We start from the raw sequence: 12,036 nt of genomic DNA on the forward strand, positions 1-12,036 counted from the left end.
CAGGCAGCTGTTACCCGATAGATCCAGAACAGTAAATAAAGGGGTCTGCGATGTCCGCTTCAAATATGCAGTCTTTTACCGATCGTTTTGTTGATGTTTCCGCGCGTATCGCCGGGCAGGTACATTTGCGCTCGCTGCGCGATGCGTTTGCCGCCATCATGCCTATTTTTATTCTGGCCGGGCTGGCGGTACTGGTAAATAACGTCGTGTTCCCGTGGGTCATGGAAGGGGAGACGTTAGCGAAATTCAAATTGTGGGGGGATGCGATAATTAACGGCACCCTGAATATCGCCGCCCTGCTCATTGCCCCGATGATCGCGTGGTCTCTGGCACGTAATAAACATAGTGACAATCCGGTTTCAGCGGTCATTATTGCCCTGTGCAGTTTTATCATCATGATGCCCATGCAGGTAGACGTCATCCCGGTTGGTGAAAAAGCGTCGGTGTCCATTACCCAGGTATTAACTTTCGCCAATATTGGTACTACCGGTATTTTTGCCGGCGTAATTATTGGTCTGCTGTCGACCGAAGTTTTTATCCGTATTTCTCAGGTTCAGCGGCTTAAAATTTCGCTGGGCGAAAATGTACCGCCGGCGGTGGGCCAGTCATTTTCAGCGCTTATACCCACACTATTAACCCTGTCGCTATTCGCGCTGGGTGCTGCTCTGCTGACCAATCTATTACATACCGACCTGATTCATCTTATTACAACATTAATTCAGCAGCCGCTGAGAATGATCAATACCAGTCTGCCGGGCACGCTGTTTATCTATAGCTTTGGTAACTTCTTATTTACCCTGGGTATTCATCAGGCAGTGGTGAACAGCGTCATTCTGGAGCCGTTCCTGCTGATTAATACCAATGAGAATATGCTGGCGTTCGCCAACGGCCAGCCAATTCCGCATATTATTAATAATATTTTCGTTCCTACTTTTGGCATGATTGGCGGCACGGGCAGTACGTTTTCATTGCTGATTGCTATTTTTCTTTTCTCGCGGCAAAAAGCGGCCAAACAGGTCTCTCGTCTGGCATTCACTCCGGGGCTATTTAATATTAATGAACCGGTCATTTTTGGTTTGCCGATTGTGTTTAATATCCCGCTGATGATCCCGTTTGTTATGTTGCCGGCCATCGGTATTTTATTTGCCTGGATTTGTACCACCCTGGGACTGATGTCCCGTTGTGTGGTGATGATCCCGTGGACGACGCCGCCTGTGCTCAGCGCATGGCTGGCAACCGCAGGTGACTGGCGTGCCGTAGTGGTGCAATTGATCATCATCGTCTTTGGTGTATTCTTCTACCTGCCATTTCTCAAAATCGCGGAGAGAGTGGCGCAAAAAAATAGTGGGATAGCGTAAACCAGAAAGGATGAGCAATGGCAGCAAAGTATGTGTTGATCGCGCGGGAAATCAGGCAGCGTATTCTCAGCAAGCAGTATCCCGCCAGCGAGCCGTTGCCCGATCAGTTTGCGCTGGCAGCCGAGTTCAGCACCAGCCGAATGACCATTCAGCAGGCGATGCGTCAGCTGATTGTTGAAGGACTGGTATACACGCGTCAGGGGCAGGGCACGTTTATTCGTAAGAACTTTCACCAGCTTTCGCAGTGGGAGCTTGCCAGCAACGACTATTTTGGCGCAACCCAAACGTGGCAGGATAAAGGTACGGTCAGCAGCGAGGTCATTCGTTTTGAACTGCGTTTTCCCGATGAGAAAGAGCAGACTTCACTGCTGATTAACGCTGACGCACCGGTCTATGACTTTGTCCGCTTGCGCCTGCTAAACGGTGAACCAATGTCGCTGGACGCCACCATTATGCCGGTAGGTCTGGTGCCTGGCCTTAATAAATCTCATCTTGAAAACTCCGTGTTCCATTATATTCAGCAGACGCTGGGCCTGAAGATCATGGGCTCATACCGGGTTGTTCGCGCCCTGAAGCCTGATGCGCTGGACAGGCAATATTTGCTGTGTCAGGAAACCGATCCGGTGATGGAAGTCGAGCAGGTGATTTATCTGGAGGATGGAACGCCGCTGGAGTACGCCCATTGCCACTACCGCTACGATCACAGTGGAATTGTGATTATCAATAATGGCTGAAAAGATGCCCGGCGCGTTGTTGCTGCCGGGCAGAGTAATACGTTATTAATTGAGACGAACCGGCATACCGGAACGGTTCTGGATCGCCTGATCCAGCACGGACCGATCGACATCGGCTTGATCGGTTACTTTTTTCACCGCTTTAGTCAGAGTGACCGGCACCACTTCATCGCCATTGAACTGCGCTTCGGTAGTTGACAGCGGGTTATGGATTTCAACATAACGGCTACCGTCCGGCTCGGTGGTTGATTTAACCGGCTCATCAATAAACTGAACGCGCGTTCCGACCGGCACGTTCTGGAACAGGAATTTAATATCGTCATTACGCAGACGTACGCAACCGTGGCTTACGCGCAGGCCGACGCCGAAGTTAGCGTTGGTACCGTGAATTGCGTACAGGCGGCCAATATAGAGGGCATACAGGCCCATCGGGTTATCAGGACCTGCCGGAACGACTGCCGGGAGCGGCTGACCCGCTGCAACGTATTCAGCATGCATTTTTGCCGTCGGGGTCCAGGTTGGACCGGCTTTCTTACGCTCAACCTTGGTCGTCCAGGCAATTGGCGTATCTTTACCCAACTGACCAATACCGATAGGCAGGACGATGACGGTATTCGTGCCTTTCGGATAGTAGTACAAACGCATCTCAGCACTGTTAATGACAATCCCTTCATGCACGGTATCCGGCAGGATCAGCTGCTGAGGGATATTCAGTACGGTACCGCCTTTTGGCAGGTAGGTATCGACACCCGGGTTAGCTTCCAGCATGTTGGACAGGCCCATCTGATACTCGGCCGCAAAGTACTCCAGCGGCTGCTTGTTATCATCGGGGATCTGAATTACCTGGTTTTCACCAATCAGACGGCTGCCGTCGGTTGGCAGAGGGTAGGTAACGGCTGAAGCTGTATTGCAAAAGCCCACGACAGCCAGCGCCGCCGCAAAGAGGGTCGTTAATTTCATATTCATATTATGCAAGATACCCGTGCCACAGGCTGTTGGTTTAAAAGTCCACTATCATTCATTCGCAGCGCATTATATGTGCATTACGGTTTAGTGGGAAACAGATGTGTGCAAAATCACACTTTTTTACGTTGAGTTCATTTTAGACGCAATTACAGGGGACTGATTTTAATTCAGAATCCTGGCATATCGCGAGGTTTTAACCCAGCGCTGGCAGCAAGTGAATTCCGCAGGTGAAAAAGGCGCGCCAAAGTGGCATAATTAGCGGTTTGTCACATCTCTCTCAGGATATACCCGTGTTAGTTTCCAGTAACGTCACCATGCAGTTCGGCAGTAAGCCGCTATTTGAAAATATTTCCGTCAAGTTTGGCGGCGGCAACCGTTACGGCCTGATTGGCGCGAACGGTAGCGGTAAATCCACATTTATGAAGATCCTCGGCGGTGATTTAGAGCCAACGCTTGGCAACGTGTCTCTCGATCCGAACGAGCGGATTGGTAAGCTGCGTCAGGATCAGTTTGCGTTTGAAAACTTCTCCGTTCTCGACACCGTTATTATGGGTCACGGCGAACTGTGGGAAGTGAAGCAGGAGCGCGACCGCATTTATGCCCTCGCTGAAATGAGCGAAGAAGACGGCTACAAAGTGGCCGATCTCGAAGTACTGTATGGCGAAATGGACGGTTATTCCGCCGAATCCCGCGCCGGTGAACTGCTGCTGGGTGTCGGTATTCCGGTTGAGCAGCACTATGGCCCGATGAGCGATATCGCGCCGGGCTGGAAACTGCGCGTCCTGCTGGCTCAGGCTCTGTTCTCTAATCCTGATATTCTGCTGCTCGACGAACCTACCAACAACCTGGACATCGATACGATTCGCTGGCTGGAGCAGGTGCTGAACGAGCGTAACAGCACCATGATTATTATTTCGCACGACCGTCACTTTTTAAACATGGTCTGCACCCATATGGCCGATCTGGATTACGGCGAGCTGCGCGTCTATCCGGGCAACTACGACGAATATATGACCGCGGCAACCCAGGCCCGTGAACGTCTGCTGGCCGATAACGCCAAGAAAAAGGCGCAAATTGCCGATCTGCAATCTTTCGTCAGCCGCTTTAGCGCCAACGCCTCGAAATCACGCCAGGCAACTTCGCGTGCCCGCCAGATCGACAAAATTAAACTTGATGAGGTGAAAGCCTCCAGTCGTCAGAACCCATTCATTCGCTTCGAACAGGATAAAAAGCTGTTCCGTAATGCGCTTGAAGTGGAGAAACTGGCGAAGGGTTTTGATAACGGCCTGCTATTCAAAGATGTGAACCTGATGCTGGAAGTTGGCGAAAAGCTCGCGGTACTGGGAACCAACGGCGTCGGTAAATCCACCCTGCTGAAAACGCTGGTGGGCGAGCTTGAAGCCAGTAGCGGGACGGTAAAATGGTCTGAGAATGCGCGCATTGGCTATTATGCTCAGGATCACGCGGAAGATTTTGCCAACGATCTGACCGTTTTCGACTGGATGAGCCAGTGGAAGCAGGAAGGTGATGATGAACAGGTTGTTCGCAGCTTCCTCGGACGCCTGCTGTTCAGCCAGGACGATATCAAAAAACCGGCTAAGGTGCTGTCCGGTGGTGAAAAAGGTCGCATGATGTTTGGCAAGCTGATGATGCAAAAGCCTAACATTCTGGTGATGGATGAACCGACTAACCACCTGGATATGGAATCCATTGAGTCGCTGAACATGGCGCTTGAAATGTACGAAGGCACCCTGATTTTTGTCTCGCACGACCGCGAATTCGTCAGTTCACTGGCCACCCGCGTACTCGAAATTACGCCGAAACGCGTCGTGGACTTTAGCGGCAACTACGAAGATTATCTGCGCAGTCAGGGCATCGAGTAACGTCTGAAACGGGCTTTTCTGAATGATAAAGCCCGGTTAAGTTTCACTGCGTTTCCCTCTCCCGGAGGGCAACGTCAGTCGTTAAAAGGCGGTGCGTTATCCAGTACCGCCTGAATCACATTTAGTGTGCCATTCTGGTTGTTATCCGAGGTTTCATACCGCGATATGGCTTTAATCGCCTCGCCAGCATTGCCCATGGCAAAGGAGTACTTCGCCAGCTTGAGCATCTCGGCATCATTGCCGCTATCACCAATGGCCACGCACTCCTGCGGCGAAATATCCCAGCGTTTCAGCAGACGGCTAATTCCATTTGCCTTATGCAGACCGGGAATAATTAAATCGATAAAACCAAAGCCGCTGGTGACGGGCTTCATTACGCCCTCAAGTGAAATATGCAGCGCATCTACCAGCTGTGGGATCTGTTCATCGGGCAGATTAAGCGAGAACTTAAACAATTTGTCGTTGATTTCGCTGTAGTCACTAATACGCTTCAGGCGGTAATAGTGTTTCGACATCAATTCAATAAATGCGTCCGGGGCTTTATCGCTGACCCAGGCACTTTCAAGACCGCAGGCGACAAAATTAAGCTTTGGATCTTTGCGCAATTCACCCATCACAATCTGAGATTCATGCGGCGTTAATTCACCGTGAAAAAGCTCCTGACCGTGCTCGTAAACCAGTGCGCCATTTTCAGCAACATAAGAGATTTGATCGCGTATTTCAGGGAAGAAAGTAATTAGCTGATAATATTGGTTGCCGCTGGCAACCACAAACTCGATCCCACGTTCCTTAAGCCCGGCAAACTGCGCCAAAAAACGCGGGCGATCGTACGTTTTAGCGTCACTGAGAAAGGTTCCATCCATGTCGGTAACGATAACTTTAACGGCCATAAAATGTGCTCCTGATGAAAACGGCAATTCGTCACATTTTAATGCCTAAGAGAGGCAATGCACGCATAAATTGTATCAATCCGGGCGATCAATCCTGACAGACTAAGGCCTGCGAAGGTGGTTCCGCCAGAATGTAACCGTTACAAACAGATGCGTTCTTTTCAGAATGTCGCGCGTAAAAGGTAAACGCCCTGAATGCAGTGTGGTCCGGCAGTCGATATCGTTGCGCCATCTTGTTTCGTCTCAAGGGTTTGCCATGGAAAAGGTCACCACCTCTACACCGCACGATGCGCTGTTCAAGCAATTTTTAAGTCACCCGGAAACGGCGCGCGATTTTCTTGATATTCATCTCCCGCGCAGGTGGCGGGCATTGTGCGATCTGGACTCGCTCACGCTTGAGCCTGCCAGTTTTATTAAAAAGGATCTGCGCGCTTTTCATTCCGATATTATCTGGTCAGTCAGTACCCAGGCGGGAAAGGGATATATCTATGTAGTGATTGAGCATCAAAGCACGCCCGATAAATTAATCGCCTTCAGGTTGCTGCGCTATGCAATGGAGGTCATGCAGCGTCATCTGGATAAAGGCCACACGACGTTGCCCCTGGTGGTGCCTATGTTATTTTATCACGGTAGCGAAAGCCCCTGTCCGCACTCCCTGAGCTGGTTTGATGAATTTGCCGATCCGGTTTCAGCCCGTCAGCTTTATTCAGCGCCGTTTCCACTGGTAGATATTACTGCGACCTCAGATGCGCAAATCATGCAACATCGGCGAATAGCCCTGCTTGAGCTGGTGCAAAAACATATCCGTCAGCGAGACTTACTGCTGATGGTAGAGCAACTGGCCTCGCTTCTGGCAATGGGATACACTACGGCTATCCAGCGAGAAACGCTGTTTAATTATCTGGTGCGCTGCGGCGATGCACCCAATTTTAGCGAGTTTTTCCGCCAGATTGCCCAACGTTCGCCGCAATACAAGGAGGAGATGATGACGATTGCAGAACGACTACACGAAGCAGGTCGCAAGGATGGTCAACGCGAAGGTTTTCAGGAAGGACATCAGGAAGGACGCCAGGAAGAAGCGCTGCGCATTGCACGCACTATGCTGGAAAATGGCATAGCGCGAGACACCATACTGAAAATTACCGGGCTTTCTGCCGAAAAATTAGTGGCGCACGGCATCTGATGCGCGTATCAGTCAGGCACCTGGCTGTGGGTGCCTGAAGATGACGTACCGCACACATCACATCCTGGTGCACGCCTCAGTTTCATTTCCCGGAACTGGCAGGTCATCGCGTCATACATGACGATTTTCCCACTGGCCGGCGAGCCGTACTGCGCCAGGACCTTAATGGCTTCCATCGCCTGCAGCGAACCGATAACCCCTACCAGCGGAGCCATAACGCCAGCTTCAACGCAGGTGAGGGCATTTTCGCCGAATAAACGGCTCAGGCAGCGATAGCAAGGCTCGTCATCGCGCCAGGTAAAAACGCTGACGTTTCCCTCCATGCGAATGGCTGCACCAGAGACTAACGGGATTTTGTGGGTAAAACAGCCAGCATTAAGCTGCTGGCGAATGGCGACATTATCGGTACAGTCCATAACCAGACTGTGCTCAGCAATCAGCGGTACCAGCGCCGTCTCGTCCAGCAGAGCATCAACAGGCGTCAGGATGATATGCGGATTGATGCGTGCCAGCGCATCACGTGCAGAGAGAACCTTTGCCTGCCCGAGAGTCGCGTCGCTGTGTAACGTCTGACGCTGAAGGTTAGAAAGCGAAACGGTATCGAAATCAAGCAGCGTTAGTTCACCGACGCCCGCGCCTGCCAGATACTGGGCCGCGGCACAGCCCAGCCCGCCCAGACCGACAACCAGCACCCGCGCGGCCTTCAGCGCTTCCTGGCCTTCAAAATCAAAACCGCGCAGCACAATTTGTCGGTTATAGCGCATCATTTCTGCATCGCTAAGCTCCACGGCCATTATAGTCCTCCCAGCAGGGCATTAAACGGCTCAACCTCAACCCATTCACCCGCCTCAACATTACCGCGCTCGCGCTCCAGCACGATGAAACAGTTACCCTGGCTGAAGGAACTAAAAATATGTGACCCCTGGTGGCCGGTGGTTTGCACTTCCAGCTCGCCTGTAGCATTACGCTGTAAAATGCCGCGCTGGAAATCGAGACGGCCCGGCGATTTTTTTAAGCGTGTCGCCGCGCGTGCGCGCAGTCGGGAGGGGAGCGCCGCCGAGCGGGTACCGCTGAGTTTAGCCAGCAGCGGCTGAACCAGTTGATAGAACGTCAGTGCAGCCGAGACCGGATTGCCCGGCAGGCCGCAAAACCAGCTGTTGCCCAGCTGGCCAAAGGCAAAAGGTTTACCCGGCTTGATGGCCAGCTTCCAGAAGGCAATTTCACCCAGCTCCTCCAGAATGGTTTTAGTATAATCGGCTTCGCCAACCGACACGCCACCTGAGCTAATCACCACGTCCGCCTGTTCGCTGGCGCGGATAAAAACCTCGCGTAACTGCTGCGGATCGTCCCGAACGATACCGAGATTGATAACGTCGCAGCCGAGTTGTTCCAGCATCAAATGTACCGTCAGGCGATTAGTATCGTAGATTTGCCCGTCTGCCAGCGGCTGGCCCGGAAGCTGGAGTTCATCACCGGTAGAAAAGAGCGCCACGCGAACCCGACGAACTACTGCTGCCTGCGCAATACCCAGCGAGGCCAGAATCGGCAGTTCAGCGGCGGTGAGTCGCGTTCCACGTGGAAGCACAGTTGCGCCGCAGCGGATATCTTCCCCACGGCGGCGGATATTCTGCCCCGGACGTACCGCTGCGCTGAAGCTTACTCCGGCGTCAGACACCCCGGCTTCTTCCTGCATGATTACGGCTTCGCAGTCCGCAGGCACCGGCGCACCGGTCATGATACGAAGGCAGGTTCCGGCGGGCCATTCGCCCTGAAAAGGCTGACCGGCGAAACTTTTCCCGGCCACTGGCAGCGGAGTCTGCGCGTTAAGATCGGCGAGCCGAACGGCATAGCCATCCATAGCGGAATTATCGAAACCGGGGACATCCAGCGGCGACACGGTATCCTGCGCCGTTACGCGGCCAAACGCCTGAATCAGCGGAACGCTCTCCGCCTCCGTCAACGGGGCAATACGATTAAGCATCTGCGAAAGGGCATCGTCGAGCGGTATCAGTCCGGCGTCAAAATTCATGGCAAACTCCTGCGAGTAAAATCGAATGCGTCATTATGGCAGAAAACCGCCGTCGGCTGTATGCCACCGTTGGCTTAACCTTTACATCACCTCTACATCTTTCTATATTCAAAATTCGTATAAAAGAGTTACCACGGTAATGATATTTATAGAAAAAGCCGTGATGCCCTCGCACAGGAATAAAATAATGGGAAATGCAGTCATTGCGATTCATGGCGGCGCAGGGGCCATTACGCGTGCGCAGATGACGCCTGCGCGGGAGCAGCAGTACATTACCGCGCTTTCATCGATTGTAGAAACCGGGCAGGCGATGCTGGAAGCGGGAAAAAGCGCGCTGGATGTTGTTACCGAAGCCGTCAGGCTACTGGAAGAGTGTCCGCTATTTAATGCCGGTACCGGTGCGGTCTTTACCCGTGATAACACACACGAACTGGATGCCTGCATTATGGACGGTAGCAGCCTGAAGGCCGGTGCAGTTGCAGGCGTTAGCCACCTGCGTAACCCGGTGCTGGCAGCACGACTGGTGATGGAGCAAAGCCCCCACGTACTGTTGATCGGTGAAGGGGCTGAACACTTTGCATTCGAACACGGTATGGCGCGTGTCGATAGTGACATGTTCTCAACGCCCGAGCGCTATGAACAGCTGCTTGCCGCCCAGGAGGTGGGAGAACTGCGTCTGGATCATGATGTCGCCCCGCTTGATGAGCGTAAAAAAATGGGCACCGTCGGTGCGGTGGCGCTGGATAAAGCCGGTGACCTGGCGGCAGCGACCTCGACGGGTGGAATGACCAATAAGCTGCCGGGGCGCGTGGGCGACAGTCCAATACCCGGTGCCGGATGCTATGCCAATAATGCCAGCGTTGCAGTGTCGTGTACCGGAACCGGTGAAGTCTTCATGCGCACCCTGGCCGCCTATGATATCTCCGCCCTGATGGAGTATGGTGGCTTAAGCCTGATGGAGGCCTGCGAACGCGTCGTGATGGAGAAACTTCCGGCGCTCGGCGGCAGCGGCGGGCTGATTGCCGTTGACCGGGAAGGCAACGTGGTTTTACCGTTTAACAGTGAAGGCATGTATCGTGCCTGGGGTTATGCCGGCGATACGCCAACTATTGGCATTTATCGCGAATAAGGAGAGACCGTTGCCGCAAGGTCAACCACTTGCTGCCAGTGAAGTGCTGGCAGTTAACAACCTGAACATCTCATTTTCCCGTCAGCAGGAATCGCTTTCTGCGGTACGCGATCTTTCGTTCACCCTGCAACGCGGGGAGACGCTGGCTATCGTCGGCGAGTCTGGCTCAGGAAAATCCGTTACCGCGCTGGCGCTGATGCGCCTGATTGAGCAGGCAGGAGCAAGCGTCTCCTGCGATCAATTTTTACTTCGACGCCGCAATGGTCTGGTGATTGAACCCAATAAGTTACCGGGATCGCAGATGCGGCGGGTTCGCGGGGCCGACATTGCGATGATTTTTCAGGAGCCGATGACCTCGCTGAATCCGGTCTTTACCGTAGGCGAGCAAATTGCGGAATCCATTCGTCTACATCAGGGGCTGGGCCATCATCAGGCGCTGGCAGAAGCCAAAAAAATGCTCGAGCAGGTACGTATCCCTGAAGCGCAGGCGATAGCCAACAGCTACCCGCATCAGCTTTCCGGCGGGATGCGCCAGCGCGTCATGATTGCGATGGCGCTGTCGTGTCGACCGGCCGTGTTGATTGCCGATGAGCCAACGACCGCGCTGGACGTCACCATTCAGGCGCAAATTTTACGTCTGATCGCCGTGTTGCAGCAGGAAATGGCGATGGGAGTGATTTTTATCACGCATGATATGGGCGTCGTTGCGGACATTGCCGATCGCGTGCTGGTCATGTATCAGGGCGAGGCGGTGGAAACCGGCACGGTGGAACAGATTTTCACTGCGCCACATCATCCGTATACCCGTTCACTTTTGGCGGCTGTACCGCGTCTCGGGGCCATGCGCGGCAGCGATTTGCCTCGCCGCTTTTCGCTTTCCGCCGATGAACCGCAGGACCTCCCCGGGCAAGATACCGTTGTTGCCGGAAAACCGATCCTTGAAGTTCGCGATTTAGTGACGCGTTTTCCACTGCGCAGCGGCATCCTCAATCGGATCACCCGCGAAGTTCACGCCGTTGAAAAAGTCAGCTTTGATTTGTGGCCCGGTGAAACCTTGTCGCTGGTCGGTGAGTCCGGTAGCGGCAAATCAACCACCGGCCGGGCGCTGCTGCGGCTGGTAGAGTCTCAAAGCGGTACCATTACTTTTAATGGGGAGCGTATCGACACGCTGTCGACCCGCCAGCTCCAGCCGCTGCGTCGGGATATTCAGTTCATTTTTCAGGACCCTTTTGCCTCTTTAGATCCGCGTCAGACCGTAGGCTATTCAATCATGGAGCCGCTGCGGATCCATAAGTTGTTAGAAGGTGAGAGTGCGCAGCGCCGGGTTGCATGGCTGCTTGAGCGCGTGGGCCTTAAGCCAGAACATGCCTGGCGTTATCCCCATGAGTTTTCTGGCGGTCAGCGGCAGCGTATTTGTATTGCCCGCGCGCTGGCGCTGGATCCGAAAGTGGTGATCGCTGATGAATCCGTATCGGCGCTGGATGTTTCTATCCGGGCGCAGATCATCAACCTGCTTCTCGATCTCCAGCGTGAAATGGGCATAGCCTTTCTGTTTATCTCTCATGACATGGCGGTTGTTGAGCGCATTAGTCATCGTGTTGCGGTGATGTATCGGGGACAAATTGTTGAAATCGGGCCGCGGCGGGCGCTGTTCGAAAATCCGCAGCATCCGTATACCCGCAAATTGATGGCGGCCGTACCGGTCGCCGATCCCGCGCACCGCCGCCCGCAGCGTGTGCTGCTGTCAGACGATATTCCGGGAAATATTTACGCGCGAGGCGAAGAGGTGGCGATTGCACCGTTGCAGCAGGTTGCACCGGGACACTATGTCGCACGTCCGGATCCGCAATTATAAAATAACAGG

General features: G+C 53.4%; 10 protein-coding genes. 6 read left to right on the plus strand and 4 right to left on the minus strand.

What is annotated here, in order from left to right; all coding sequences use genetic code 11:
* Window positions 1-50 precede the first annotated feature (50 nt).
* The gene (locus tag AC791_RS09140; protein WP_049840145.1) at window positions 51-1,358 is read left to right on the plus strand and encodes a PTS sugar transporter subunit IIC; all 1,308 of its coding nucleotides are present in this window, start codon (window positions 51-53) and stop codon (window positions 1,356-1,358) included.
* 17 nt (window positions 1,359-1,375) lie between these two features.
* Window positions 1,376-2,092: a GntR family transcriptional regulator gene (locus AC791_RS09145; RefSeq protein WP_049840146.1), complete on the plus strand. Its 717-nt coding sequence runs from the start codon at window positions 1,376-1,378 to the stop codon at window positions 2,090-2,092.
* Between the two features lie 45 nt (window positions 2,093-2,137).
* Here the strand turns inward: AC791_RS09145 and ldtB are convergent, their stop codons facing one another.
* A complete protein-coding gene (ldtB, locus tag AC791_RS09150) occupies window positions 2,138-3,058 on the minus strand; it encodes a L,D-transpeptidase (RefSeq protein WP_049840147.1) in 921 nt (306 codons plus the stop codon).
* A gap of 290 nt (window positions 3,059-3,348) precedes the next feature.
* Here ldtB and AC791_RS09155 point away from each other — a divergent pair, with 290 nt between their 5' ends.
* Window positions 3,349-4,941 carry an ABC-F family ATPase gene (locus AC791_RS09155; protein WP_049840148.1) on the plus strand — a complete coding sequence of 531 codons (1,593 nt, stop codon included), beginning with the start codon at window positions 3,349-3,351 and terminating at the stop codon, window positions 4,939-4,941.
* A gap of 74 nt (window positions 4,942-5,015) precedes the next feature.
* Here AC791_RS09155 and AC791_RS09160 read toward each other — a convergent pair whose 3' ends face one another.
* Window positions 5,016-5,831 (minus strand): Cof-type HAD-IIB family hydrolase, encoded by an 816-nt coding sequence (locus AC791_RS09160; RefSeq protein WP_049840149.1) that lies wholly within the window; start codon window positions 5,829-5,831, stop codon window positions 5,016-5,018.
* A 256-nt stretch (window positions 5,832-6,087) separates the two neighbouring features.
* On the opposite strand from AC791_RS09160, the gene AC791_RS09165 reads away from it, so the two are divergent.
* A complete protein-coding gene (locus AC791_RS09165; RefSeq protein ID WP_049840150.1) occupies window positions 6,088-7,014 on the plus strand; it encodes an Rpn family recombination-promoting nuclease/putative transposase in 927 nt (308 codons plus the stop codon).
* Between the two features lie 8 nt (window positions 7,015-7,022).
* Here the strand turns inward: AC791_RS09165 and moeB are convergent, their stop codons facing one another.
* Together moeB and moeA are read right to left on the minus strand one after the other, a co-directional pair.
* On the minus strand, window positions 7,023-7,808 hold the full coding sequence (moeB, locus tag AC791_RS09170) for a molybdopterin-synthase adenylyltransferase MoeB (RefSeq protein WP_049840151.1): 786 nt from the start codon (window positions 7,806-7,808) through the stop codon (window positions 7,023-7,025).
* Entirely contained in the window at window positions 7,808-9,043 is a 1,236-nt protein-coding gene (gene moeA / locus AC791_RS09175; RefSeq protein ID WP_049840152.1) for a molybdopterin molybdotransferase MoeA, read from the minus strand. The genes moeB and moeA overlap by 1 nt, the downstream gene beginning before the upstream one ends.
* 187 nt (window positions 9,044-9,230) lie before the next feature.
* Between moeA and iaaA the strand changes: the two genes are divergently transcribed.
* Together iaaA and gsiA are read left to right on the plus strand one after the other, a co-directional pair.
* On the plus strand, window positions 9,231-10,172 hold the full coding sequence (gene iaaA / locus AC791_RS09180) for a beta-aspartyl-peptidase (RefSeq protein WP_049840153.1): 942 nt from the start codon (window positions 9,231-9,233) through the stop codon (window positions 10,170-10,172).
* A gap of 10 nt (window positions 10,173-10,182) precedes the next feature.
* Window positions 10,183-12,027, plus strand: coding sequence for a glutathione ABC transporter ATP-binding protein GsiA (gsiA, locus tag AC791_RS09185; RefSeq protein WP_049840154.1), 1,845 nt, complete (start codon window positions 10,183-10,185; stop codon window positions 12,025-12,027).
* Window positions 12,028-12,036 lie beyond the last annotated feature (9 nt).

It is taken from the genome of Klebsiella sp. RIT-PI-d (assembly GCF_001187865.1).
Classification (GTDB): domain Bacteria; phylum Pseudomonadota; class Gammaproteobacteria; order Enterobacterales; family Enterobacteriaceae; genus Superficieibacter.

Bases quoted from the DNA above. Each gene is read 5' to 3' on its own strand.
- AC791_RS09140 (WP_049840145.1), top strand. From the start codon at position 51: ATGTCCGCTTCAAATATGCAGTCTTTTACCGATCGTTTTGTTGATGTT.
- AC791_RS09145 (WP_049840146.1), top strand. From the start codon at position 1,376: ATGGCAGCAAAGTATGTGTTGATCGCGCGGGAAATCAGGCAGCGTATT.
- ldtB (WP_049840147.1), bottom strand. From the start codon at position 3,058: ATGAATATGAAATTAACGACCCTCTTTGCGGCGGCGCTGGCTGTCGTG.
- AC791_RS09160 (WP_049840149.1), bottom strand. From the start codon at position 5,831: ATGGCCGTTAAAGTTATCGTTACCGACATGGATGGAACCTTTCTCAGT.
- AC791_RS09165 (WP_049840150.1), top strand. From the start codon at position 6,088: ATGGAAAAGGTCACCACCTCTACACCGCACGATGCGCTGTTCAAGCAA.
- moeB (WP_049840151.1), bottom strand. From the start codon at position 7,808: ATGGCCGTGGAGCTTAGCGATGCAGAAATGATGCGCTATAACCGACAA.
- moeA (WP_049840152.1), bottom strand. From the start codon at position 9,043: ATGAATTTTGACGCCGGACTGATACCGCTCGACGATGCCCTTTCGCAG.
- iaaA (WP_049840153.1), top strand. From the start codon at position 9,231: ATGGGAAATGCAGTCATTGCGATTCATGGCGGCGCAGGGGCCATTACG.